The following is a 25,581-nucleotide window of genomic DNA, read 5'->3' as shown; positions in this document are numbered from 1 at the left end:
AGAATGCTTTCTCTGAGCTACAAACTGTTGACTCAGGAGTAAGCATTAAATAATCTAGCCCCCAAATTTGGAGCGATTCGCTGCTCTAGTTCGGGGGCTTTGAAGTTTTAAGTCTTCTCCAGCAAAGGCAGCGCCAAATTCAATCCGAAATGAACGGGGCGTTACTTCGGGTATGGTCGAACTCGGTCGAACGTTCTCAAGAATCGGCTCCATTGGCTGGAATTCGCGAAGTTGAACAATTCGTTTGGCTCGAAGCCGTAGGACTGGGACTGATACTGTGATCAGAACAGTTCGAGGAAACAATAATGCCTTAGTTTGTGTCAAATCTCCTGCGATCGCTCACAGTAATCCTACGTTTCTAAACAACGATTTAAACTTTCAGCCCTAAGAGAATGACATCGTGATCCATACCCCACGATCGCGCTACCTGCGGCAAATATCCCCATTGCTCAAAACCGAATTTTTTCAGCAAAGTTACACTCGGTTGATTCTCAGCAAACACCACTGCAATCAAGGTGTTAATCTCTAGCTTTGGAGCCTGTTCGATCGCATAACTGAGTAACGTTTGTCCGACTCTCTGACGCTGAAATTCGGGTGCAACATACAAGCTAAACTCAGCGGTCGATTGATAAGCGGCTCTACCATAGTACATTTTGAGTCCAAGCCATCCCGCGATCGCATTGTCTCGCTCTAGTACCCAGAGTGGATATCGGCTCGAATAGCTATGAAACCAATCCAAGCGACTTTCCACGGTTACAGGTTCAATGTCGGCGGTGATCGTATGAGCGGCGATCGCGTGATTGTAGATTGTCACGATCTCGCTTAAATCAAACTCAACGGCATTTCGGATCATCGGGACGTAACCTGCTGAGACATCCACTGAAGATAAGGATGCGAACCTGCCACAATCGGAAGGGCAATAATTTCGGGTATTTCGTAGGAGTGAAGTTCACGAATTTTGGCTTCGAGCGCAGCGAAGCGATCGAGATCCGTTTTGATCATCAATTGCCATTCTTCTGCGTATTCGAGTTCGTCTTGCCAAGTGTAAATCGATTGCACCGGGAAAAGTGTGACACAGGCTGCTAACTTTGCGGAAACGAGCGATCGGGCGAGGGTTTCTGCTTCGGATTTCGATGCAGCCGTGACGAATACGACTCCATACGTTGCTTCTGCCATGAGTTCTCTACAATAAATATGCTTGTTTTCAGTTTAGGTGAGTCGGGATGAGTGGGAAAATTCTGTTAACGCTAATTTGGGTGGGGTTTGTTGGATATGCGTTTACGCTTGCGCCTCCCAATCAGCCGGATACGTTTGAGTTGATCAAAAATCTTTCAACGGCGAATGTCGCGGGAATTAATCCCTTGATCGTCGCGCTGTTTAATATCATGGGCTTTTTGCCATTGGCGTATGCTTGCATTACGTTTTTAGACGGTCGATCGCAAAAGATTCCAGCGTGGCTGTTTACAGCAGCATCCTTTGGAGTGGGTGCGTTTTCGCTATTGCCATATCTGATCTTTCGCAAATCCAATCCGACCTTTACCGGACAGAAGAACTGGTTTCTGAAGTTGATGGATTCGCGAATTACAGGCGGCGCGATCGCGCTGGGTGCGATTGGATTATTTCTCTACGGTGTGACAAATGGCGATTGGAGTAATTTCGTGCAGCAGTGGCAAACAGATCGGTTCATTCATGTGATGAGTTTAGATTTTTGTTTGTTGTGTGGACTATTTCCCGTGTTATTGCAAGATGACATCAAACGACGGGGTTTAGAGAATTCTCAAGCGTTTAGGATTCTGTCATTTCTGCCCTTCTTTGGAGCGTTGATGTATTTGGTACTGCGTCCACCGACGATCGAACCATCCACTTCTGTGTCCCCTGAAAAAGCCCCGGCATGAACTGGCAAACTCCACCGGACGAATTGAGGCTGGGCGATTCAGAGGTTCACATCTGGCTGACGAACTTAGACGCGATCGCACCCTCATTTGAGATGCTCTCAATCGATGAACGATCAAGAGCCGATCGCTTTAAGTTCGAGCAGCATCGACAGCGATTTATTGCGGGGCGGGGATTTCTGCGATCGCTCCTCAGTCGCTACCTCAACACTGATCCTACGACTTTAGAATTTGACTATGGTACACACGGAAAGCCATTTCTCAAGCATTCAACCCTTCAGTTTAATCTGGCGCATTCACAGCATTTAGCGCTTTATGCTGTCACTTACGATCGTGCAGTTGGCATTGATATTGAACAGATTCGAGTGATCGATCAGGTTGAGAGATTAGTGCAACGATTTTTTCTACCCTCAGAAGCCGAAGCAGTTCAGACACAGCCTGATTTATTTTTTCAGTATTGGACGTGCAAAGAAGCGTTTCTCAAAGCAACAGGCATCGGGCTTTCAGGGCTGAAAGAGATAGAAATTGATCGTTTTCAGATAAAAAACATTCCACCTGAAGCTCGATCGCAACAATGGCAACTGCATCCCATTACAATCAGCGATCAATTTGCAGGCGCGATCGTGATTGAGCAAAATTGTTCTCAGTTGGACCTGCGCTACTTTCACATTGAAGTGAGTTCAACAGATTTACACGCTTTACGAATTCAGGATTACAGGGAATAATGGGGCATTCTTTCTCTAGCCCGGATTATGACTTTATCTGCTCAACGATCGCTGAAACACTCGGCGCTTTGCTTCTTACTTTCTGTGCCTGTTTGGTTAACGGCTTGCTCGACCGCGCCTCAAACTTCGACCACGACTTCTAGCCCTGCTTCCCCAGTCGCCGCAACAAACGAGAACAAACCTGCAAAGTTTGCCTTAATTTTGAGCGCTCCGCCAACAGACAAATCCTGGAACCAAAAAGCCTTTGAAGCTGCCCAAGCACTCAAAGCCAAAGGAGTCGAAGTGGCAGTGTCGGAGTCAGTCTCTAACTCGGATGTCGAACGAGTGCTAAGGCAATATGCAGAAGCGGGATTTACGACGATCGTCGCGCATTCTTTTAACTATGGCGATGCTGTCTTCAAGGTGGCAAAAGAGTTTCCGAATGTGAACTTTGCTTGGGCAGGTGGGATTAACAAAACCGCGACTAATGTTGCAGACTATGACCAGCCATTTTATCAAGGCGCTTACTTAGTGGGCATCGTGGCAGCAAAACTCAGCAAGACCGGGAAACTAGGAGCGCTTTCTGGGTTTGATATTCCCGTGTGTCATGCCATGGGTGAAGCGATGTTAGCGGGGGCAAAAACCGTTCGCCCGGATGTGACATTGACCAGTACTGCAGTGGGAGATTGGTACGATGTGGCAAAAGCCAAAGAAGCCGCATTATCACAGGCGGAAACCGGGGTAGATTATTGGATCGGCTGTGGACAAGGGCCGACGATCGGGCAAATCGAAGCCGCAAAACAAAAGGGGGGCTATGTCACAAGCTACGTCGGCGATATGTCTTCAATGGGCGAAAAAGTCGTTGCAACGAATTTGATCTGGAACTTAGAGCCACTGTTCAGCCGGATGCTCGAAGACACCAAAGCGAAGAAGTTTGCCAACCAGTATTACAAAATGGGCGTTGCTGACAATGTGATCAACGTTGAAGTGAATCCAGCCGTGAAAGATAAAGTGCCGGCTGATCAACTCAAGGCGTTAGAAGCGGCTCGCGCCAAGATTGCGTCTAATGAGCTGAAAGTTCCATTTGTGCCGAAGAAATAGACGGTAACTGTTGTTCTAAGGTACAGACTATGACTTCCAAATCAGACGTGATCGCAATCGAGATGCGCGGCATCACTAAGCGATTTCCGGGAACGATCGCGAACCAAGCGATCGACTTTACGGTAAGAGCAGGTGAGATTCACGCGCTCTTGGGTGAAAATGGTGCGGGTAAAACTACATTGATGAACATTCTCTGTGGACTCTACACGCCCGATGCGGGAGAAATTCGATTGTTTGGTCAGTCGGTGCAGTTTCGCTCTCCCAAAGCTGCGATTCGTGCTGGAATTGGCATGGTGCATCAACACTTTATGCTGGTTGAGTCGTTTACTGTGGCTGAGAACATTGTCTTGGGAACGACTCGATCGCTAATACGAGAACCACCTCAACGCCTTCACACCAGAATTCAAGGTTTAGCCGATCAGTATGGTTTGAAGCTTGATCCGGCGGCGAAAGTGTGGCAGTTGTCCGTGGGGGAACAACAGCGCATCGAAATTCTCAAAGCGCTTTATCGCAATGCTCGAATTCTGATCTTGGATGAACCAACCGCAGTGTTGACTCCACAAGAAGCCGAAGATTTGAGTGCAACATTACGATCGCTCTCTGCTCAAGGAACTACGATTATTTTTATCTCACACAAGCTCAAGGAAGTGATGTCTCTGTGCGATCGAGTCACGGTTCTGCGCGATGGGCAGACTATTGGAACTGTTGTGATCAAGGACTGTACAGAAAAAGCGTTAGCGCAAATGATGGTCGGACGCGAGGTTGATTTATCACGTAAGTCACAAAGGTCGTCCAAAGCAACCACACCAGCATTAACGCTAAAAGATCTTTGGGTGATGGGCGATCGAAGTCTTCCAGCATTGCGAGGCATCAATCTAACAGTTCATGCAGGTGAGATCTTGGGGATTGCTGGTGTGGATGGGAACGGACAACGAGAACTAGAAGAAGCGATCGTCGGCTTACGAACGGTAAAAGGTGAAATTAAGTTAGACGGCAAGTTAGCTCACATTCCCTCGGATCGCTATTCGATGGGATTGTTAACCGAGTTTTCGATCGCAGAAAACTTCGTTCTCAAGGATATCCAGCATCCGCCGTTTAGCTGGAAAGGTTTACTCCGCCCACAGTTGATCTTTAAGAATGCGATCGACCTCATTCAACGGTTTCTCATTCGTACCCCTTCTCCGAATGTTCCTGCTGGAAAATTGTCCGGCGGCAACGCCCAAAAAGTAGTGTTTGCAAGAGAACTATCTCGCGATCATCAAGTGCTGTTAGCAGCACAACCCACACGCGGATTGGACATTGGTGCAACGGAATTTGTACATAGTCAATTGATCGCCCGTCGTGATGCAGGAACGGCTGTTTTATTGATCTCGACTGAGCTTGATGAAGTTATGCGATTAAGCGATCGGATTGCCGTGCTGTACGAAGGCAAAATTGTCGAAGTTCTAGATGTTGCACAAGCAAATCTCGATCGACTTGGACTATTAATGGCAGGGAGGAACCACGCTTGAATCTCACGCTTTCTCGATCAGTTCAACTGAGATCCTTTGCTCCTTGGATGGGTGGATTGATTGCACTGTTACTGGGCGCTGTGTTGATTCAATTAAGCGGTGCGAATCCACTCCAAGCGTACGGGGTTATGCTTGCGGGTGCATTTGGTGGCTTTCGGCAACTCACCGAAACATTGTTAAAAGCAACGCCACTGTTGATTATTGGGTTGGGAATGACGATCGCGTTTCGCTGTCGCGTGTGGAACATTGGTGCAGAAGGACAGTATTACATTGGGGCATTGTTGGGAAGCATTGTTGCCCTAAAATTGCCGGACTTGAATGCTGTTATTCTAATTCCATTGATGCTAATGGCTGGAATGCTGGGTGGTGTGATTTGGAGCGTGATCGCCGGACTCCTACACCTAAAGCGCGGCATGAATTTGATTATTTGCACCTTAATGCTGAACTATGTCGGAATTCTGCTGGTGCAATATGCAGCGCGGGTTCCTTTACAGCAACCGGATGGATTTTTGCCCGAATCGGCTCAGTTTAGTGTTGCGGCTCAGATTCCAATCTTGTTCGGAACCCGATTGCATTTGGGAATGGTTCTGGCGGTGTTGCTGGTGGGTGGGGTTTACCTGCTGCTGTGGCGGACTCCGCTTGGGTTTCAGCTTCGGGCAGTCGGATCACGCCTAAGTGTGGCACGTTGCGCGGGAATGAAGGTCGATCGTAGCATTCTCACAGCATTGTTACTGAGTGGCGCGCTCTCAGGACTGGCAGGCATCCTCGAAGTGAGCTACACCTACACGCGGCTAAAAGGAGATATTTCAGATAGCTATGGATTTAGTGGCATTCTCGTCGCATTGCTGGGTCAACTGCACCCGATCGGCGTTTTGATTGCTGCGGTGTTATTTTCAGCATTAATGGTTGGGGCACAGTCGCTCAATGTTGTATTGCAAATTCCCGCTTCGGTGGCAGAAGTGATTCAAGCATTAGTGGTGCTGTTTGTGCTGGCGGGTCATGCTATTTCGCGACAATCTGAATCGGAGTAAAAGCAATGCCGTGGGAACAGATTTTAACCTGGAGTTTTGTCGTCGGTTTGCTGACCGCAGGCATTCGATTAGCAGTGCCTGTATTGTTAGCGGTGCTCGGAGAAATTATCTCAGAGCGATCGGGCGTGATGAATCTCGGACTTGAAGGTGTGATGCTGGTCGGAGGACTATCGGGATTCATTGTTGCCTATCAATTAGAGCAAGCCGGGATTAGCGGCGCGGACTGGTTTGGATTGTTCGCAGGGCTGTCCGGAGGAGCAATCATGGGGTTGCTGATGGCGGTTTTAGCGGTTCGATTTAAGACGGATCAAGTGGTGACAGGGGTAACACTCGTATTGCTTGGACAAGGCTTAACTTCATTTGTATTTCGCAAATTTAGCGCTCTATCTGGGGCGCGAGTGAAAGGCTTAGAAGCTTGGGCAATTCCGGGACTCTCAAAGATTCCAGTGATCGGAGATATTTTGTTTAATCACAACGCGATCGTCTATCTCACGGTGATCTTAGTGATTCTCTGCTCGGTTTTTCTCTTCCGCACCAATTCGGGACTGGCGTTACGTGCAGTGGGAGAAAATCCCGCAGCCGCAGAAACCTCTGGATTGAACGTCGATCGCATTCGTACTCTTGCGGTGATGGTTGGGTCAGCCTTTGCCGGGTTCGGGGGAGCTGTGCTGACGGTGGTGCAGCTCAATATCTTTACCGAAGGCATCATCGCGGGGCGGGGCTGGATTGCGATCGCGATCGTCTTTTTCTCGCGCTGGCAACCGATTTGGGGATTATTCGGGGCGGTGTTGTTCGGAGTTGGCGATGCGCTGCAATATCGAATTCAGGCATTCGGGTTAAAGGATCTTCCCTATGAATTTCTATTGATGCTACCGTATGTGTTGACGCTGCTCGTCTTGTTACGCGGAACTGTTCGCAGCGATACGCCTGCTGCGTTAGGTGTCCCGTACTCTAAAGGTAAACGGTAAGCTGGAGAAGCTCAAATGGTTGGATTGATCGCTGCACCTCAAAAGAACAATCGCTCGATTGAGTCGGTGTTGCTAGATGAATGGTATCCCGTCGCGCGATCGAGTGAAATTCAGCCCGGAACAGCGCGATCAGTGCAACTGTTTGAGACGGACTTGGTACTATGGCGCGGTGAAAATACTGGGGTAGTGGCATGGCTCGATCGTTGTCCCCATCGCAGCGTTAAGCTCTCTCCCGGAACAGTTGAAGCAGATACTTTAGTATGTCCCTATCATGGACTCGCCTTTGATGCTCAAGGGCAATGTGTCAAAGTTCCAGCGCATCCGAACTATCCCCCGCCTAAGCAAGCCTGCACCACAACCTTCCCGGTACTGGAGCGATATGGCGTAATTTTTGTTTCATTGGGCGATCCGCCTGCCGATGTTGTCCCTTTTGCAGAATGGGATGATCCAGACTATCGCACTTATCTGAGCGGCGGACATCGGTTTCGCTGTAGCGGATTAAGAGCGATCGAAAACTTTCTGGATGTGGCGCATTTGCCGTTTGTTCATGCGGGAATTCTGGGTGTGCCCGAACAGCCTGTGATCGAAGACTACGAAGTTCAGACGATCGACACCGGCATTTACATGAGAAATATTCAAGTCTGGCAGCCTGATCCTGATGGCACAGGCAAAGACGGGATTGCGACCTACGACTATTGGACGCTTCGACCGTTAATGGTTGCCCTGAAGAAAGAAAGAGCGAGTGGGCAAACGATGGTGTTGCTTTACTGTGTCACTCCGATTTCCGAAGAAGAATGCGTCGGTTGGATGTGGGGCGCTTTGAACTATGCTCATCACATTCCAGAAGCAGACCTTGTGGCATTTCAAGACACCGTGATCTTGCAAGATGTTGCGAACCTGGAATCCCACAACCCGAAGCGGCTCCCGCTTGATCCGCAGATGGAATTTCATCTGCCGAGCGATCGTGCTTCTTTGGCGTACCGCAAGTGGTTGAAACAGAGCGGTGTCACTTATGGAACCGTGCGCTAATTTGAGTTAAATCTATCCACAGATACAAGACAGTAATGCCCTTTTCGATAGATAGTCAAATACGGAGAATCGCGCTATGGGAAATACATGTGATCTTGCGTCTTAGGAACGCAGATTTATTCATGCTAGAATCTTTGCCCTCATCCCCTAACTCCTTCTCTCACTTGGGGGTAAGGACGAATTAGTCTTGTCATGAGCGCTCTCTTATTGAGTCCCCGTTCCTTAGCGATCAAATTTGCTAACCTTAAAGGCGATCGCTCGTCGATTATTGATGCGAGAAGACCAGGATAAATTAAGTGCTGCATTCGCCTGACATCAGTAAAGCCTTCGTTCGCATTACCGAGAGCCTAGCACAGCGCTCCTCAAGAACACCAAATTTTCAAGCAGAAAATCGGGCACTGCAAATCCTGGCGCAACAACTTGCAGGAGATGCTCGATCGCTGCTCAAAACCCTGACCCATCTGGCGATCGAACTCTGTCAAGCCGATGCCGTTGGAATCAGCCTGCTCGAAGACACTGTGTTTCGATGGGTGTCGATTTCAGGAACCCTCAGCCATTGGGAGGCTCAAACTGTCGCCGTCGATTTGAGTCCCTGTGGCACAACCGTCCGAACTCGGCAACCACAGTTGTATACCTGCCCGGAAATCTATTTTTCCGACCTATGTCATCTCGATCGTCCACTGGCTGAAGTGCTGTTGATTCCTTTGTTTGCCGATCAGCAAGTCCTTGGCACTATTTGGACGGTTACCCATGATCTTGATCGTCATTTCGACCTCGAAGACCTGCGCATTTTGACCAATCTCTCTGGCTTTATCAGTGCAGCGTTAGCGAACCTAAGAGTTAGACAAACCGCTGAGGAACTCCTTCAGCGCGAACAAGCCTTTAACAAAGCTGCAAATCGAGCGATCGACATTCTCGAAAGCACAACGGATTGCTTTGTGTCCCTCGATCAGGATTGGCGCATTACCTATGTGAATCAAGTCACCGCAAAACTCAATGCTCTCTCCCCTGCTGAGATGATCGGGAAGACGCATTGGGAAATGTGGTCTTGGTCGGCTGGAACTATTGTCGAACACAACTATCGTCAAGCGGTTGCAACTCAAACTCCGGCGCACTTTGAGGTGCTGTATGAACCCCTGGAGATGTGGTTAGAGATTCATGCTTATCCCTCGATCGACGGTCTCAATCTATTCTTTCGCAACATCAGCGATGCAAAGCACCGCGAAGTGGAACGCAAACGAGCGGAACTGCTTTTAAGCCAACAATATGCCGAAATTGAAGCGATTTACAACACGGCTCCGATCGGCTTGGCGGTTCTAGATCTTAACTATCGCTTTGTACGCCTCAACCCGAAGTTGGCGGAAATTGACGGACGGTCTGTGGAAGATCATTTAGGTCGATCGATACGCGAAATTGTGCCCGCCCTTGCCGACCAATTAGAACCCATCTTTCAGCAGCTCTTAGCGACCGGAGAGACGGTGTTAAATCTCGAAATTAGCGGCGAAACTCCCTCGCAACCCGGACAGCAGCGCGTCTGGCTGGGAAGCTGGTTTCTGCTGCGTGATTCAAACGGTGAGAGTATTGGCATCAATGCAGTCGTGCAGGAAATCACCAGCCGTAAGCAGTCCGAAGCAAAGCTGAGTGAAAGTGAAGAACGCCTACGTATGGCGCTGGTGGCTGCTAATCAAGGTCTGTATGATCTGAACGTGCAGACCGGAGAAACGATCATCTCTCCCGAATATGCTCAGATGCTTGGTTACGATCTAGAAACGTTCTGCGAAACGAATGCGGCGTGGCAAGAACGGCTGCACCCGGACGATTGGGAAGCCGTGAGCCGAAATTACAAAGACTATATCTCTGGTAAACGCAGCGACTATCGCGTTGAATTTCGCCAACGGACACGATCGGGCAATTGGAAGTGGATTCTATCGCTCGGCAAAATTGTCGCTTGGGATGCCGATGGACGACCCCTGCGAATGCTGGGAACGCATACGGATATCGACGATCGCAAAGCTGCCGAAGCCGAACGCGAACAGCTTTTACTGAGAGAACAAGCTGCCAGAGAAGAAGCCGAACGCGCAAACCGCATCAAAGACGAATTTCTCGCTGTCCTCTCTCACGAACTCAGAACCCCGCTGAATCCGATTCTCGGCTGGAGCAAACTGTTGCAAACCGGAAAACTCGATGCAGATCGAACCCGGCAAGCTCTCGCTACGATCGAGCGCAATGCCCAACTGCAAACCCAACTGATCGATGATTTGCTCGATGTCTCGCGGATTTTGCGCGGCAAGCTGACTTTAAATGCTCAGCCCGTGAACCTAAAAACCGTGCTCGAAGCGGCGATCGAAACCGTTCGCCTTGCCGCTGAAGCCAAATCAATTCAGATCGAAACTGCATTCGATGGGATTGGTATAGTTATCGGCGATTCGGGGCGATTACAGCAAGTCGTCTGGAACCTGCTAACCAATGCGGTGAAATTTACCCCGCCGCACGGACGAGTCAAAGTCGAACTGACAGCAACCGTAACTCAGGCTCAAATCCAGGTCATCGATACCGGAAAGGGCATTGCTCCTGAATTTTTACCACAGGTTTTTGAGCAATTTCGACAAGCGGATTCTTCCACCACGCGCCAATTTGGAGGGCTAGGCTTGGGGCTGGCGATCGCTCGTCAATTGGTCGAACTGCATGGCGGCACGATCGCAGCCGCAAGTCCCGGAGAAGAACAAGGCGCAACCTTCACCGTTTGCCTGCCGCTGGCTTCAGCGTTTGCGATCGCGTCGTGCCCCGGAGGGTTCACCGCTCCAAACTCACCAACTTCAGGCTCTCTCGCAGGAGTCCGAGTCTTACTGGTCGATGATGAAACGGATGCACGAGAGCTCGCACAGTTTATTTTGCAGCAAGCGGGCGCGATCGTCTTGAGTACAGCATCGGCAACTGTGGCGCTACAAATTCTGCAAGGAGCGACTGTTGATCTACTGATAAGTGATATTGGAATGCCCGACTGTAATGGCTATCAACTACTCAAAGCCATTCGCTCTCGTGGGCATCAATTTCCTGCGATCGCGCTTTCTGCTTACGCAGGAGAACTCAATCAAGCGAAATCGCATCAGGCAGGATTTCAGCAGCATCTCTCGAAACCGCTTGATCCAGCTTTACTGATTACTGCCATCACTACCTGCTTGTATCCTGCTTCATAAAATCTTTCTTTAAGGCGACGAGACCGCTTTATCTTTGGTGTATATCTACACTGAGCGACTCTTGTGCCTGTGTTATGACGATTCGCCCGTCCTCTGTCTTTTCCGCTATCATTCGTCGAATTCGGCAGCGCCTCGGATTAATTTCGCTCGATCGTCAGTCTCAGCCCCCCCAACAGCAAATTCTCGACATTCTCGAAAGCATTTCCGATGCGTTCTTCTCGCTTGACCAACAATGGCGCTTTACCTATGTCAATTCTCAAGCCACACAGGTTCTGAATCGCTCAAAAGCAGACCTCATTGGTAAAAGCATTTGGGAAGTATTCCCTGAAGCGGAAGACAGTGTATTTGGACAAGAATACCGGCGGGCTGTGGCTGAACGAATCACGGTGAGCCTGGAGGCTTTTTATCCACCCTTGAATGCTTGGTTTACAGTCCGCGCCTATCCGATCGTCTCCGGGCTTGCGGTGTACTTTCAAGATGTGACCGCACAAAAATCAGCAGAAGCCGCTCAGCTTCAGCAGCAGCAAACGGCTCAGCGCCGACGCGCCGAAATTGAGGCAATTTACGCCACTGCGCCTGTAGGACTATGCTTTAACGATACCGACTTGCGCTATGTGCGGATCAATCAACAATTAGCAGAAATTAATGGCGTTCCAATCCAGCAGCACCTCGGACGAACGGTGCGCGAGGTGCTTCCAGAACTTGCAGATCAGCTGGAACCAATCTACCGACAAGTGATCGAGACTGAGAAACCCATTCTTAATCTGGAAGTGAGCGGCATGAATCCGGCTCAGCCTGGAGTGCTGCGAACTTGGCTATCGAGCTTTTACCCCCTTAAAAGCGAGGACGATCACGTTTTGGGCGTAAATGTCGTGGTGCAGGAAATCACCGCACTCAAGCAGCGAGAAACCGAACGCAAACAAGCAGAGGAAGCCCTACGACAATCCGAAGAACGCTATCGATCGCTGTTTAACTCGATCGATGAAGGTTTTGCCGTCATTGAACTCCTGTTCGACGACGCTGACAAAGCGATCGATTATCGCTTTCTCGAAGTCAATCCAATCTTTGAGCAACAAGCCGGACTCAAGAATGCAGTCGGAAAAACAATACGTGAGTTCGTTCCTGATCTTGAGAGTCATTGGTTTGAGATTTATGGCAGAGTGGCGCTAACTGGAGAACCCGTTCGGTTTGAAAATGGTTCTGAATCAATGAACCGATGGTTTGATGTCTATGCGTTTCGCGTCGAGGAACCCGAAAAGCGCAAAGTCGCGATTTTGTTTAGAGATGTCACCGATCGCAGGCGCACCGAGAAGGAACTGCGCCAGAAGAACGCCATTCTAGACGTAATTAATGCCGCCGCTCCAACGCCGATTTTTGTCAAAGACCGAGCCGGACGAATTATCTATGCCAATCCTGCCACGCTAGAAACGTTAGGCAAGACCGCAGATCAGGTAATTGGATATCGCGACGCTGAAATCTCCTCTCCGCCTGAGCTCGGCGCGATCGTCTCAGAAAACGACCAGCGCATCATGACCACCGGACAAACCGAAGTCGTCGAAGAGTCTCCCGATGGCATTCGCACTTTTTTGGGAACGAAAACGCCTTATCGCAATGAAACCGGAGAAGTGATTGGCTTAATTGGCATCTCGAATGACATCACCGAACGAGTACAATTCGAGCGCGAACGAGAACGCCTGTTTCAGCAAGAGCAAGCTGCCCGCGAAGCCGCAGAGCAAGCCAACCGTCTCAAAGATGAATTTCTCGCAGTGCTCTCTCACGAACTAAGAACGCCCCTGAATCCCATTTTGGGCTGGATTAGACTGTTACAAAACGGGCGCTTAGATCCTGCAAGAACCGCAGAGGCACTGAATACGATCGAGCGCAACGCCAAACTTCAAACCCAACTGATCGATGATCTGCTCGATATTTCTCGCATTATGCGCGGTAAGCTCAGCCTCAACCGCTACCCTGTCAATGTTGCCTCAGTGATTCAAGCCGCTGCAGAGACGATTCGACTCACCGCCGAAGCCAAACAAATCACCTTTGACTTGCAATCCGATCGCCAAGATTACTTTGTGTTTGGGGATGCGGGACGATTGCAGCAAGTGTTTTGGAATTTGCTCTCCAACGCTGTGAAATTCACCCCAGAAGCGGGAAGAGTGACGATTCATCTGGCGCAAGTCGAGCATCAGGCTCAGGTGCAAATTACGGATACAGGAATTGGAATTCGCCCAGACTTTTTGCCTCATCTGTTTGAACACTTTCGGCAAGAAGACGGCTCAATTACTCGCAAGTTTGGCGGCTTAGGATTGGGGTTAGCGATCGCTCGTCAAATCATGGAATTACACAGCGGCACGATTTCCGCCGAAAGCCAGGGAGAAAATCAAGGCGCAACGTTTATAGTGCGATTGCCATTACTTCCGCAAGTCCCGGAGGAAGCGGTTGCTTCTACACCTGTCACGCCTCCTACGGTGGATGTACCCTTGGGCGGGATTCGAGCAGTGATCGTCGATGATAACGCTGACACACGAGAATTTCTCACCTTCTTATTAGAAACAAACGGCGCGACCGTAATCACGGTTGACTCAGCCCTTGAAGCGTTGATTTTGGTTAAGCAAGCTCCACCTGACATTCTCCTGAGTGATATTGGAATGCCAGAAATGACGGGTTATGAGTTCATTCGAGCCGTTCGCGCCGCGAAGATTGCAATTCCTGCGATCGCGCTGACCGCTTATGCGAAGGAGTTCGATCGCCAACAAGCCCTTGAATCTGGATTTCAGCAGCATCTTGCAAAGCCAATCCAGCCAGAAGCGCTCGTTGCAGCCGTGCTGGAGCTAGTTCAGCAAAGCACTGCTCGCGATTCCCAGAGTTAAAACTCCCAGACTAGAATGGCAGCAACGGCTACCGACGCATAAGGAATACGGCTATGAAGTTTTCGACCGAGCAACTAAGGCGCAGCGTAGGAATCAGTTTGCTAGGATTTGCGATGACCGCTTGCTCCCTAACTGCCGCGAATACGGTTGCGCCCACTCAAAGCCCCTCAGATGCTGCTCAGATATCTTCTGCCCAAACGCCTCAAGGATTTCAGCAAACAACGATCGTATCAGGATTAGAACGCCCGTGGAGTATGGCATGGCTTCCCGATGGCGCGATGCTGATTACCGAGAAAGCCGGACGGCTACGGCTAGTGCGAAATGGCGTGTTAGATTCGACTCCGATCGCGGGAGTTCCAGAAGTGATGTCAGCAGGTCAGGGCGGTCTGCTGGATGTCTCGATTCATCCCCGATTTGCCCAAAACCGCTGGGTGTATTTAACTTATTCGCATGGAACTCAGAGCGCAAATCGGACTCGTGTAGCGAGAGCCACGTTTGATGGCAAAGCGCTGCGGGATTTGCGCGTGATTTTTGAAGTGAAGCAAGCGAAATCCGGCGGACAGCATTTCGGGTCGCGGATTCTTTGGCTACCGGATGGCACAATGCTGGTCGCGATCGGCGATGGTGGCAATCCACCCGTTCAGCTAGAGGGTGAGTTGATTCGCAAGCAGGCGCAAAATTTACGCAGTCGCCTCGGTAAGATTGTGCGGCTAAATGACGATGGCTCAGCGCCACGTGATAACCCCTTTGCAACGAATCAAACCGCAGATCCAGCGATCTGGAGCTATGGACATCGCAATATTCAAGGGTTGGCGTTTGACCCGCTCAAGCAGCGAGTTTGGGCAACTGAACATGGGGCGCGGGGCGGCGATGAGCTGAATCTAGCGCAAGCAGGCAAGAATTACGGCTGGCCCGTTGTGACTTATAGCCGAGAATATTTTGGCGGGGAGATTTCGACAGCGCGATCGCGCTCCGGTATGGTGAGTCCGAAAGTTGTTTGGACTCCGGCAACGGCTCCTTCGGGATTGGCGTTTTATACGAGCGATCGTATTCCGGCTTGGAAAGGTGATCTGTTTGCGGGCGGATTGGTGTCTCAAGATGTACGGCGCATTGATCTTGATGAAACGGGAAATGTGCGAGGGCAGCAGAGGATTGCGATCGGGCAGCGAGTACGCGATGTGCGGCAGAGTCCCGATGGATTGCTGTATGTTCTTACGGATGGATCAGGAGACGGGCGTTTAATTCGATTAGAGCCGACAGGGAGCTAAAAAACGCAAGTTCGATGGGTATGACCTTCAGAGATGCCCTTATACCAAATCTCCAAATACTCGCTACAGACTGGGTAAAGACGCGATGAATCGCGTCTTTACGTCACATCTTCACCGGTTGAGCATTCGTTTTTCAGCCGAAGCCCTCATTTCTGCTGCTTTCTCGTAAACCGTTGTATTGGGTTTCACTTGATCAAGCCGATCAAGGATGGCGCGTAGCTGTCCAAGAATGTAGGAACGATCGACTCGGTTTGGATCAGCATTTGAAATCAAGCTCTGAGTCATTCGCTGCGCGGATTTGTAAGCGACAACAGAGTCTTCCTCATGCTGAATTCTCTCTTTAATCGCACTGCGACTCTGTTGATACTGGGTCATTCTGCGGCTCGCTTCTACATAATCTGGATCAGTGGGCTGAATTTGCTGTAATTTGGCGATCGCGCGCTCCCAGTTCTCCTGCACCTGCCCCAGCTGGATTAGCGACATTGGCGCATCTTGAGTTTGTTGTTTTGCAGCGTTCGCGCTGATTTGAGCGACTTCGATTAATCGACGGTTGCGATCGCTCTCTGTTTGAGTTCCAACCATGGCGCGAAAGTCACGTTCTGCCGCGCTTAATTTATTGCGGGCAAGTCGTCCGGCGAGGGTTGAACCCGGAAGTTGACTCAGGGTATCGATCGCCGATCTCCAGTCCGCGATCGCAGCGTTACGATTTTCTCCGGTTGCACCATCGCGAATGATGCGAATGGCTTCACCCAATGACTGTTCAGCTTGCTCAAATCGAGTTTGAGCGTTCTTCTCCTGAAAGAGCTTTGCATCCAGCCGGGCAACTTGCTCACGGGCAGATTTGAACTCATCGATCGTGAATCGCCAATAGCATTTAGCCCATCGGCAGTAACTCCCTGGGTAATGTCCTAAAAACCAGACAGGCAGTTCGTCCAAATGCTTTTGCGCCGCTTTGACTTTTTGTGTTCCAAGATCTAAGTCTTCAAACGCGGTTGCTTCGTTCACGAATTGATCGGATTGCTCAACCAGCGCGACCGCCCTACGGTAGTTGTGATCCATCGCCATGTAGCTCGGTGTGAGCAGAAATGGAGCAGCCCCCATGACCGGATAACGAATCCACGGAATCGGGCGATTGACGAGCCAAATTCCACCCGCTGAAAGAACGATCGCAACTGTTCCAAGCTTTAAACTGATCCACAACGGCGACGAGGGGCGATTTACTTTTGCAGCCTTGCGGAGAATCTTTGAATCAAAATCTGGAATCAAATCGCTGATCGCGTCTCGTAACTCTGCCTCGGTTGCAGGTGTTCCCGACTGGAGGCGTAATCTCTCCAAACGACGAAGGGCAAGCTCAGTTTGAGCTTGCCCAATCTTACACGAACCAAGACATCGTCGAACCTCAGTCTGGAGGATGTAAAATGCTTGATTGTTCAAACGCTTCATTCAAACGAAACCCTATCACAACGCAATGTTATTAGGATTCCCGTCACTCAAATCGAAATGCGGCAGAGAATCTCAAATTCTATGAATTAGTCGTTTGAGTTGCCAGCATTTGTTTGAGTTTTTCCAGTTCTTGTGCCCAGCGCGGATCGGGTTGAACCGAGTCAGGATCAGCAGTAGAAGTGGTGGTGCGGCGCGATTTGTTGTTGTTGTTCGTGTTGCCGCCTTTGCGCTTTCCACCGGCCGACGCGACGGGTGCTGCTGCGGGTTCATCAGCTTTGTCTTTCGATCGCGGCAACGCTTTTTCAATTTTGATCGCGTTGTCCTTGATGCTGACTCCGTTGTATTTCTCAATGAATTGATCCGCTAATTCATCAGATTTGACGGTGACGAAGCCAAAACCGCGGCATTTACCGGTTTTGCGATCGGTGATCAGCTTGGCGGAGACTCCTTCTCCTGCATCCGCAAATGCAGCTTCAAGGTCTTGCCGACTTAAATCTTCGGGCAAATTGCCCACATATAGACGAATTGACATATCGAGACACCTCCAGACTTTGATCCTAATACATGGTACGGACGCTTACCACACATCCCTCAGCTACACCTTTCGTTTTCTTGGCTCAGGTTAGACGATACAGACATTTCTGCCACCTTTCGTCAGGACTACATGAAGCAGCACGATCGCGCTGCTGACCCTTCCTCCGGAGATTTCAAACCAAACCCGGAAAATCTCCATAGGGCTCGATTCTTGTCGCTGGGCGATGATCGCGGGATTTGAGGTTAAGCAACTTGGTCACTGTGTCCCAAGGATATGCACCACTCTTAAAGGTATCATGCTCGTCTCTTAGATTCGAGCCACCTGAAGAATTTCCCTCCTGAGTGCTATTTCGATTGTTAGAGCCTGCAAAATTGTTAGAGTTTGCAAAATTTTGCTTCAGTTGCGAGACAAAAACCAGCCGATCCTACGATCGACTGGTTCAGCTTGCTGTGTTGGGAGGAGAAATACCGAATACTGAAAGTTCTGTAAGTCGATGCACGACCGACTGAGCCACTTCAGGACTGGACTCCTTGTAACGAAATGTAACACTATGTCTAGAGAGAACGCAACTATTCTTTACAGAATCTGAGCGATGCCAAATAGAATTGCCGCGATCGCAACCAGTAACGACCAGACGGGATGCCCAGCTCGGATTAACGATCTCGTTCTAATCGTGTCTACATCAATCCAGGGAGTTGCGCTACGTCGGAGCCATCCAGTGACGATCGCGGGCTGCCCAAGCGGGAGCGAACAGAGTAGATTTCCGATCGCGCCTAGCTGAGAGCAGTAGTGCAGCTTAATTAATCCGGTCTCGGTTTGCAGGAGGAGGTCTTGAGCAAGTCGGTTGCTGGCTCCAGTGCGCCCGATAAGCGTTCCTTCGAGGCGAATTCTGGGACTATCGAGGGGGGTGAGCTGGGGTTGCGTCAGGAGCTGAACGAGATCGGTGTGTGCGTCCTGAGAGTCAGGAAAGAAGCGATTAAATCGAATGATCATCCCAATGCCAAATCCAATGCACCCAAAACTTGGAAACAAGCTGTAATCGCTGGCTAACCAATTGAGGCGGAAGTTACCAATGGCAAAGAGAGCGTGAGCAATTAGCCAGAGTAATGCTGCGATCGCAATGCCGCCTAAACCACCAAACAGGGGTGCGAATTGCAGTAAGGGTTGCTTACGGTTAGTGGGGGTGAGGGTTTCGAGATCGAGTTCAGGTTTGAGGTGCCATTGCTGACAGCAATTCATCAGTTTTTGCAGTCGGGTTCCCATGAGAGCATGAGGGCTATCCAACAGGGATAAACTACGATCGCAGTTAGCAAAATCCCACTGAAATAAAGTCGATAAAGAGACTCGATCGAATAGCCCTTCAAATAAAATTGCGCTGCGATAACTCACAGGATTAAGCAGCTCAAAACCCTCTAATAGATAAGGAGTTCGCTTTTCGTGTTTGATTGTTTTAGTCGTCGCGATCGTTAATTTAATCAAGGTTCGTGCTAGTCCGTTTGGATTGCCTGTGAGACTGCAAGCCTGACGATCGCTATAGATAATACGCTCTCTTGAAAGCCATAATCCTGACCAGCGAAATACCCAGAAAAATCCATAGGCGATCGCAGAAATTAGCCCTGTTACATCAGCAGCAATTTGAATGAGTTTGGAAACAAAAGCCTGATTTAACTTCAAGGCTCGGAGCCGATCGCTGGAGATCGCGCCCAATTGATAAATGGAGTAAGGAATCTGCAACACGACAGCAACAAGTGACATCCAAGCAAAATCCCAATGAGCAATATGGCTCACTTCTCCGGCATAAATTGCTGCAATTTCTTCATCGGTTAACTGATCTAAAAGCCCTTGACTCACCACAATTCGAGCAAATTTAGGTAGACAACCGTAAGTAAACGCGATCGGAACCGAAGCCGGCAAAATTCCGAGCTTGGGAATGGGAATTTTCTGCTGCTGAGCAAATCTTTGAATCAGGCGATGCGCCTCTACGCTATGACGAGCGATCGCGGCCGTGGAAAGCGGCTTGAGTCCATACAGTTCTTTCAGCACTGCATCCAAAATCCACGGAGATGCAAAAAATAGGAGCATCAAGCTCAATCCGAATTGCAGGATCGGAATGGTTTGATCAGGAGCAGCAATACTCCAGCGCAAGAGCCGTGTCACTGCTATATGGGGCAGCGAGAAAGTGAAACCTACTACTTGCCAGAGCAAGCACAGTGTCATAAAGAGCGAGATCGCGCTTCCAACTTCTGCACACCGCAACCGCATCGGATTGAGCGGAGGAAGGGGATGCCAGCGCTGAGCACGAGCGGCGTTTTTCCAGGCGTGCGGCGTTATAGCTGAGATGGTTTCAGGTCGAGCTGGCTCTGATAGGGGTTCTGTTTGAATTGTGGCGGCATTTTTCTGAGATGGCGTTGCTCGTTTGCGTCGAACGGGTTGAACTGTGGCATCAAGCGGCACGAATCCCGAATCAATAGGCGCAAGCTTTGTTATCATTTGCGTCGCCCACGCCCGCACCTTTTCGTGGCGGCTCTGTTGAAGCTCTTGGCAAAGTGCGATCGCTGACTGAATTTCTCCACTTTGCGCGTATGCCTGCACTAATCCCATTTTGGCTTTGACAGCATCTGAGGAATTGAGATCGGGAGAGGTGAGACACCGGTTAAGTTGTACGATCGCGCTTTCGGTCTGCCCGCTTTGAAGCGCCATTAGCCCTGCTTCTAGCTGATTCTGACAAGAAGCAGACTCCGAAAAAGAAGACATAGGGTTCCCTGAACGACAGCGCTTCTAGAGTACCCAACGAAATCTTTAAAGAATGGTCGGTGTGAATTCCAATTCAAAAAACAAATGCGGCAAATCGCCCATTCGTTGTATCCGTTGCCGTCATAGAGACGCGATTAATCGTGTCTCTATGACTACAACAAATCCCGCAGCGACCCATAATATTGTCAAATCGAAACCGGTGCCGTTTTTTCCTGATACAGACTGACAATTCGTTGCAGCACTTCCGCCACCGTCAAGTTGTCGGATTGAATCTCAATCGCATCCTCCGCCTTCCGCAATGGTGAAATGACACGAGTGCTGTCCTTACGATCACGCTCAAAAATTGCGGCTTCTAACTCTGCCAAACTCACCTCTGGCTGTCCCAGAGTCTTCAGATCGTGCTGTCTGCGCCGCGCTCTTTCTTGAATCGAAGCAGTTAAATAGATTTTTACTTCTGCGTCCGGGAAAACGTGCGTTCCGATGTCGCGACCATCAACCACGATGCCCCCGCGCCGACCGTAATTCTGCTGCTGCTTCACTAACGCTTCCCGCACCGCTGCCTGTGCCGCGATCGTCGAAACATGCGCCGTTACTTCTGGAGTCCGAATCGCCTGCGTCACATCTTGGCTGTTGACAAACACGAGCGGGGTTGCCGTGTCAGTTTGAAAATCGATCTCGCACTGATGCGCCAATTCTGCAACTGCCGGTTCATCGTTCAAATCTACGCCCGATTGCAGCACAAACCAAGTCAGCGCCCGATACATCGCACCCGTATCCAGATAAAACAAGCCCAGCTCAGCCGCTACTGCCCGTGCCACCGTCGATTTTCCTGCTCCCGCAGGACCATCGATCGCAATCATCGGGCGACGATCGCGCAGCACGCAATTGTCAATCAGGCGGGTCGAACCCAAACGCGCAGCCAGCGCTAACAAACCCTCATCGGTCACAGAGTCTAAAGATTTCAGCGTCATCGGATCAACAAGTTCGATATATTCTGGTCGCAGTTCGGAAACTTTTTCGAGTTCCTGTTTCACTGCCTGAACTAAGGTAGCACTTACACGCTCTCCGGATCGAAACAGTTTTTCAGCTTGTGACAATCCTCGATAAAGCGCGGTTGCCTTTATTTTTTCTTCATCTGACAAGTATTGATTTCGGGACGAAAGCGCTAAACCGCTGGATTCCCGCACGATCGCGCACGGCACAACCTCAACAGGCAAATTCAAATCTTTCACCATTTGCTGAATCACCGCGAGTTGCTGAGCATCTTTCTGCCCAAAATAAGCTCGATCGGGCTGCACCAAATTTAAGAGTTTCGTCACAATGGTTGCCACGCCTTCAAAATGTCCAGGACGAAACGCCCCACACAGTCCAGAAGTTAGCTCGTTCGACGGCTGCACTCTCGTTGGAGTAGGCGGACTGACTCCCATTTCTGCGGCATCAGGCGTAAAGATCACATCAACCCCAACTGCTTCACACAGCGATCGATCGCGCTCCAAAGTGCGGGGGTAGCGGCTCAAATCTTCGTTTGCTCCAAACTGCAGCGGATTGACAAAAATGCTGACGACAACGATTTGATTTTCTTGTCGCGCTCGTTGAATCAGGCTCAAATGTCCAGCGTGGAGTGCGCCCATCGTGGGAACAAACCCGATCTTTGATCGTGCGATCGTCGATTCGGTGGAACCCGTCGCGATCGGTTGTTTTCCCTGAGCCAAGTTCAAGTAGCACCGCAATCCTGCGACGGTCGTAAACAGGCGCACAAGCCCTCCTAACTCTGTTTCATACAGATCTTTCTAAGTTTAGTGAATCTCCAGAATTTTTTGCGTATATCCAAGTGAATTCGGAGGCGAAAACGGAATACTTACCCAATCTTTCGCTCGGCTTCGTTTCTTTCGCCTTTCCCGCTGGTACGCCTTCGTTGGAGATTCAAGTTGAAGTGGGTAATTTCGACTAGCGTATTGTGGCCCTGAATTCGAGCGCTGAATTAAAGCTCTCTGACTTCAGGCGATCGCAATTCCTTCCGCAAAAACATCCGTCTCGGTTTTCCCAAGAACCAATCCCAACTCGGCTGAATCTCTTCTAGCTGATACCCCAACTTAAAATAAAGCCGCTTTGCCGCCTCATTTGTTTCCAGCACATGCAAATAAATATTGCGATAGCCCCACTCTTGGACATACGGCTCACATGCCAATAACAACTGCTGCGCCACTCCTTGCCGTCGCGCGTCTTCCCGTACCGCCAGATTCGACAAATAAATATACTGATTAGTACGCGGCTGCCAAGGATTCGTTCCACGTAATCCAATCTCGACCGTTCCAACCAATCGCTCTGCTCGATCACTCGTATCGATCGCCACCAAGCAAACATAATTCGGTACCGGAAATCGCGTTCGACTCCTTAGATCCTCATGAATCCCGACTCGAATCACTGGAGCCAGCCACGGTAGAAACGACGGATACAGCGGAAAACTATCCACCAAAACTCCCGCAATCTCATACAAATCCGAAGGCTGTACCGCCCGAACGCAATAGCGAGTCGGACTGGAAAAATCTGTTTGTCGCGAAGAAACGCTCACAAGCACCGAGTAAACCCAACATTCACATCCTAAATCAGCTTGTCCGAAACCGTCGCAAAAAAGAGCCCGCCTCGGTCTGAAGCGGGTTCTTCTCGTAATCGTGAAATTACTTACCGATTCTCGGTGGTTCCCGAAAGGCGATCGCAAAGAACAGAACGCCGAGCGCCAAAGCCAAAATCAAAATATATGCAACGCTTTCCATGATGATGTCCCAAGATAAAGAGTCAATCGGGTCTAAGCGAATTGCCTAGACCCGTGAAGCCAATTACGCTTCTGTTCTTTGAAGGGTGGATTTGTCACCCACTTTCGCGAAGCGTCCCCATTCGACCTGCTCTTCCGACAGATCCGGGTCAACCCCAGCAAACACATCCCGGAAGATGGTTCGAGATCCGTGCCAGATGTGACCAAAGAAGAACAACAGTGCAAACACAGCGTGACCGAAAGTAAACCATCCACGCGGGCTGGTGCGGAATACACCATCCGAGTTCAGCGTTTCACGATCGAATTCAAACGGTTCGCCCAACTGAGCCGCACGCGCATAACGCTTAACCTGTGCCGGATCGCTGATGGTCTGCCCATCCAGCTTACCGCCATAGAAGCTAACAGTTACGCCAGCTTGCTCAAAGCTGTACTTCGACTCAGCCTTACGGAACGGAATGTCCGCACGAATCACGCCATCGCTATCTTGGAGAATCACAGGGAAGTTCTCGAAGAAGTTCGGCAAGCGACGGACAAACAATTCACGACCTTCGCCATCCTTGAATACCGGATGTCCGACCCAAGTCTGAGCGATTCCATCCCCTTTGTTCATCTGACCGGTACGGAACAAGCCACCTTTCGCGGGGCTGTTACCGACGTAATCGTAGAACGCCAGTTTTTCAGGAATTTGGTTGTAAGCCTCAGACAGACTTGCGCCATCTGCAACCGCATTTTGAACACGACGATCGATCTCTTGGCTGAAGAACCTGCTATCCCATTGATAGCGTGTCGGACCAAAAAGCTCGATCGGAGTGGTTGCGTTGCCGTACCACATGGTTCCTGCAACCACAAATGCTGCAAAGAACACGGCTGCAATACTGCTCGACAACACCGTTTCGATGTTCCCCATTCTCAGGGCGCGATAGAGACGCTCAGGCGGACGAACGCTGAGGTGGAATAAGCCCGCAATAATGCCGACAATGCCTGCTGCAATATGGTGCGCCACGACTCCACCCGGATTAAACGGGTTAAATCCAGCCGGGCCCCATTCAGGCGCGACAGCCTGAACGTGACCCGTTACACCGTAGGCATCAGACACCCACATTCCGGGACCAAATAAGCCCGTCAAGTGGAACGCACCGAAACCAAAACAAAGTAATCCCGACAAGAACAAATGAATTCCGAACATTTTCGGCAAGTCGAGCGCAGGTTCACCTGTGCGCGGATCGCGGAAAAGCTCCAAATCCCAATAAACCCAATGCCAGCAAGCTGCCAAGAACAGCAAGCCCGATAAAACGATGTGGGCAGCCGCAACGCCCTCAAACGACCAGAAGCCTGGATCGGTGACGGTTTCACCCGTAATGCTCCAACCGCCCCAGGAAGAGGTTACGCCGAGTCTTGCCATAAACGGCAGCACGAACATACCTTGTCTCCACATGGGGTTCAGAACTGGATCGCTCGGATCAAAAATGGCAAGCTCATAAAGCGCCATTGATCCTGCCCAACCTGCTACCAGTGCGGTGTGCATCAGGTGAGTCGCAATCAACCGTCCCGGATCATTCACCAGAACTGTGTGTACGCGGTACCAGGGTAGTCCCATTGACTACTCTCCTCCTCTAAATTACGTCTACTGCAACGCTTCTTTCAGCCTTTTGTTAAAGTGCCTAATATTGGTAACTTTACCAGACAAGGCATCCCGTAACCCCGCCGTTTCTGCGCTCCAGCCGTTCACAAGAACGTTGAATCGCGACCATGACAAGGGATTGATAAAAAATGAAAGTGTATAAAGAAGTGTAACCAGTGTTAGAAGCGATTGCAAGCGAATCACGATCGTCTGAAATTCCTTCCAATTCTTGCTTTTCACTTATTAATATTTCTTAATTCTTGAATGAAATGAGGTACAACTAAAGAAAGCATTTTGAGTGCCAATCAATCTACAAATTCTCTTCAAGAGGAAGACTATGCAACCAGCAGACACCGATCTCCAACCCGTTGAAGAAGCTGTCGTTCAGGAGTCACCGAAACCCGCATTCCAGTCTGCCAGCATCAATTTTGTCAAAGAAGGTAAAGAAGTGGTCGCGGCTCAAGGCGCGAATCTGCGGATTAAAGCGGTAGAAAATCAAGTCGATCTCTACACCTTTGGCGGCAAGTTAATGAACTGTGGCGGCAGCGGTCAATGTGGCACTTGCATTATCGAAGTGATTGAAGGTATGGAAAATCTCTCGCCGCGCACCGCATTCGAGGAGCGCAAATTAAAGAAAAAACCCGCTTCTTATCGCCTGGCTTGTCAAGCCCTAGTCAATGGGGCAGTCAGCGTTAAGACCAAGCCTTAGTGGTATTCTAGAAAGTGTTGATGCCAAGTTTAAAAGGGGTCGTGCTTTATGCAAGTTAATGATTTGGGATTTATTGCGTCGATTCTGTTTGTGCTTGTGCCGAGCGTGTTTCTGCTGATTCTCTATATTCAAACCGCCAGCCGCCAGCCCAAAGACGAGCAATAAAACTTTA

At 49.9% G+C, this 25,581-nt stretch carries 21 protein-coding genes; 12 read left to right on the top strand and 9 right to left on the bottom strand.

The features are described 5' to 3' along the window. Positions 1-370: 370 nt before the first annotated feature. Complete coding sequence (locus tag NC980_RS12210; protein WP_190375349.1) at positions 371-853, bottom strand: GNAT family N-acetyltransferase; 483 nt, start codon at positions 851-853, stop codon at positions 371-373. Beyond that, positions 850-1,176, bottom strand: a complete 327-nt coding sequence (gene cutA / locus NC980_RS12205) for a divalent-cation tolerance protein CutA (protein WP_190375273.1) — start codon at positions 1,174-1,176, stop codon at positions 850-852. The genes NC980_RS12210 and cutA overlap by 4 nt, the downstream gene beginning before the upstream one ends. Positions 1,177-1,223: 47 nt before the next feature. On the opposite strand from cutA, the gene NC980_RS12200 reads away from it, so the two are divergent. From NC980_RS12200 to NC980_RS12155, 10 genes are all read left to right on the top strand, one after another. Beyond that, positions 1,224-1,895, top strand: a complete 672-nt coding sequence (locus NC980_RS12200) for a DUF2834 domain-containing protein (RefSeq protein ID WP_190375272.1) — start codon at positions 1,224-1,226, stop codon at positions 1,893-1,895. Next, the gene (locus tag NC980_RS12195) at positions 1,892-2,617 is read left to right on the top strand and encodes a 4'-phosphopantetheinyl transferase superfamily protein (RefSeq protein ID WP_190375271.1); all 726 of its coding nucleotides are present in this window, start codon (positions 1,892-1,894) and stop codon (positions 2,615-2,617) included. The genes NC980_RS12200 and NC980_RS12195 overlap by 4 nt, the downstream gene beginning before the upstream one ends. A gap of 27 nt (positions 2,618-2,644) precedes the next feature. Next, positions 2,645-3,697: a BMP family protein gene (locus tag NC980_RS12190; RefSeq protein ID WP_190375270.1), complete on the top strand. Its 1,053-nt coding sequence runs from the start codon at positions 2,645-2,647 to the stop codon at positions 3,695-3,697. Between the two features lie 29 nt (positions 3,698-3,726). Beyond that, positions 3,727-5,208, top strand: coding sequence for an ABC transporter ATP-binding protein (locus NC980_RS12185; RefSeq protein WP_242026526.1), 1,482 nt, complete (start codon positions 3,727-3,729; stop codon positions 5,206-5,208). Further along, positions 5,205-6,239 (top strand): ABC transporter permease, encoded by a 1,035-nt coding sequence (locus NC980_RS12180; protein ID WP_242026525.1) that lies wholly within the window; start codon positions 5,205-5,207, stop codon positions 6,237-6,239. The genes NC980_RS12185 and NC980_RS12180 overlap by 4 nt, the downstream gene beginning before the upstream one ends. Positions 6,240-6,244: 5 nt before the next feature. Beyond that, a complete protein-coding gene (locus tag NC980_RS12175) occupies positions 6,245-7,207 on the top strand; it encodes an ABC transporter permease (RefSeq protein ID WP_190375269.1) in 963 nt (320 codons plus the stop codon). Between the two features lie 15 nt (positions 7,208-7,222). Further along, positions 7,223-8,236, top strand: coding sequence for an aromatic ring-hydroxylating dioxygenase subunit alpha (locus tag NC980_RS12170; protein ID WP_190375268.1), 1,014 nt, complete (start codon positions 7,223-7,225; stop codon positions 8,234-8,236). Between the two features lie 296 nt (positions 8,237-8,532). Then, the gene (locus NC980_RS12165) at positions 8,533-11,433 is read left to right on the top strand and encodes a PAS domain-containing protein (protein WP_190375267.1); all 2,901 of its coding nucleotides are present in this window, start codon (positions 8,533-8,535) and stop codon (positions 11,431-11,433) included. A 74-nt stretch (positions 11,434-11,507) separates the two neighbouring features. Next, a complete protein-coding gene (locus NC980_RS12160) occupies positions 11,508-14,306 on the top strand; it encodes a PAS domain-containing protein (RefSeq protein ID WP_190375266.1) in 2,799 nt (932 codons plus the stop codon). 53 nt (positions 14,307-14,359) lie between these two features. Beyond that, complete coding sequence (locus NC980_RS12155) at positions 14,360-15,574, top strand: PQQ-dependent sugar dehydrogenase (protein WP_190375265.1); 1,215 nt, start codon at positions 14,360-14,362, stop codon at positions 15,572-15,574. Positions 15,575-15,685: 111 nt separating this feature from the next. On the opposite strand, the gene NC980_RS12150 is transcribed toward NC980_RS12155, so the two are convergent. The 7 genes from NC980_RS12150 to psbB all read right to left on the bottom strand — a co-directional run bounded on the left by NC980_RS12150 (position 15,686) and on the right by psbB (position 24,676). Next, positions 15,686-17,017: a hypothetical protein gene (locus NC980_RS12150; protein WP_190375264.1), complete on the bottom strand. Its 1,332-nt coding sequence runs from the start codon at positions 17,015-17,017 to the stop codon at positions 15,686-15,688. Positions 17,018-17,096: 79 nt separating this feature from the next. Beyond that, on the bottom strand, positions 17,097-17,549 hold the full coding sequence (locus NC980_RS12145; protein WP_190375263.1) for an RNA-binding protein: 453 nt from the start codon (positions 17,547-17,549) through the stop codon (positions 17,097-17,099). Between the two features lie 579 nt (positions 17,550-18,128). Then, complete coding sequence (locus NC980_RS12140; protein WP_190375262.1) at positions 18,129-20,306, bottom strand: M48 family metalloprotease; 2,178 nt, start codon at positions 20,304-20,306, stop codon at positions 18,129-18,131. 185 nt (positions 20,307-20,491) lie between these two features. Further along, positions 20,492-22,063, bottom strand: a complete 1,572-nt coding sequence (locus NC980_RS12135) for a bifunctional pantoate--beta-alanine ligase/(d)CMP kinase (RefSeq protein WP_190375261.1) — start codon at positions 22,061-22,063, stop codon at positions 20,492-20,494. 224 nt (positions 22,064-22,287) lie between these two features. Beyond that, positions 22,288-22,878, bottom strand: a complete 591-nt coding sequence (locus NC980_RS12130; protein ID WP_190375260.1) for a GNAT family N-acetyltransferase — start codon at positions 22,876-22,878, stop codon at positions 22,288-22,290. A gap of 106 nt (positions 22,879-22,984) precedes the next feature. Beyond that, positions 22,985-23,080: a photosystem II reaction center protein T gene (locus NC980_RS12125; protein ID WP_083622085.1), complete on the bottom strand. Its 96-nt coding sequence runs from the start codon at positions 23,078-23,080 to the stop codon at positions 22,985-22,987. 63 nt (positions 23,081-23,143) lie between these two features. Further along, positions 23,144-24,676 (bottom strand): photosystem II chlorophyll-binding protein CP47, encoded by a 1,533-nt coding sequence (gene psbB, locus NC980_RS12120; RefSeq protein WP_190375259.1) that lies wholly within the window; start codon positions 24,674-24,676, stop codon positions 23,144-23,146. A 445-nt stretch (positions 24,677-25,121) separates the two neighbouring features. Here psbB and NC980_RS12115 point away from each other — a divergent pair, with 445 nt between their 5' ends. After that, a complete protein-coding gene (locus NC980_RS12115; RefSeq protein WP_347272560.1) occupies positions 25,122-25,409 on the top strand; it encodes a 2Fe-2S iron-sulfur cluster-binding protein in 288 nt (95 codons plus the stop codon). Between the two features lie 48 nt (positions 25,410-25,457). Continuing rightward, entirely contained in the window at positions 25,458-25,574 is a 117-nt protein-coding gene (psbM, locus tag NC980_RS12110; protein ID WP_190375257.1) for a photosystem II reaction center protein PsbM, read from the top strand. The last annotated feature ends 7 nt before the right edge of the window (positions 25,575-25,581 follow it).

This window comes from Leptolyngbya sp. AS-A5 (assembly GCF_039962495.1).
Lineage (GTDB): Bacteria > Cyanobacteriota > Cyanobacteriia > Leptolyngbyales > Leptolyngbyaceae > Leptolyngbya.
This window is presented reverse-complemented; position numbering and strand designations above follow the sequence as displayed.

Bases quoted from the DNA above. Each gene is read 5' to 3' on its own strand.
- NC980_RS12210 (WP_190375349.1), bottom strand. From the start codon at position 853: ATGATCCGAAATGCCGTTGAGTTTGATTTAAGCGAGATCGTGACAATC.
- cutA (WP_190375273.1), bottom strand. From the start codon at position 1,176: ATGGCAGAAGCAACGTATGGAGTCGTATTCGTCACGGCTGCATCGAAA.
- NC980_RS12200 (WP_190375272.1), top strand. From the start codon at position 1,224: ATGAGTGGGAAAATTCTGTTAACGCTAATTTGGGTGGGGTTTGTTGGA.
- NC980_RS12195 (WP_190375271.1), top strand. From the start codon at position 1,892: ATGAACTGGCAAACTCCACCGGACGAATTGAGGCTGGGCGATTCAGAG.
- NC980_RS12190 (WP_190375270.1), top strand. From the start codon at position 2,645: ATGACTTTATCTGCTCAACGATCGCTGAAACACTCGGCGCTTTGCTTC.
- NC980_RS12185 (WP_242026526.1), top strand. From the start codon at position 3,727: ATGACTTCCAAATCAGACGTGATCGCAATCGAGATGCGCGGCATCACT.
- NC980_RS12175 (WP_190375269.1), top strand. From the start codon at position 6,245: ATGCCGTGGGAACAGATTTTAACCTGGAGTTTTGTCGTCGGTTTGCTG.
- NC980_RS12170 (WP_190375268.1), top strand. From the start codon at position 7,223: ATGGTTGGATTGATCGCTGCACCTCAAAAGAACAATCGCTCGATTGAG.
- NC980_RS12160 (WP_190375266.1), top strand. From the start codon at position 11,508: ATGACGATTCGCCCGTCCTCTGTCTTTTCCGCTATCATTCGTCGAATT.
- NC980_RS12155 (WP_190375265.1), top strand. From the start codon at position 14,360: ATGAAGTTTTCGACCGAGCAACTAAGGCGCAGCGTAGGAATCAGTTTG.
- NC980_RS12150 (WP_190375264.1), bottom strand. From the start codon at position 17,017: ATGAAGCGTTTGAACAATCAAGCATTTTACATCCTCCAGACTGAGGTT.
- NC980_RS12145 (WP_190375263.1), bottom strand. From the start codon at position 17,549: ATGTCAATTCGTCTATATGTGGGCAATTTGCCCGAAGATTTAAGTCGG.
- NC980_RS12140 (WP_190375262.1), bottom strand. From the start codon at position 20,306: ATGTCTTCTTTTTCGGAGTCTGCTTCTTGTCAGAATCAGCTAGAAGCA.
- NC980_RS12125 (WP_083622085.1), bottom strand. From the start codon at position 23,080: ATGGAAAGCGTTGCATATATTTTGATTTTGGCTTTGGCGCTCGGCGTT.
- psbB (WP_190375259.1), bottom strand. From the start codon at position 24,676: ATGGGACTACCCTGGTACCGCGTACACACAGTTCTGGTGAATGATCCG.
- psbM (WP_190375257.1), top strand. From the start codon at position 25,458: ATGCAAGTTAATGATTTGGGATTTATTGCGTCGATTCTGTTTGTGCTT.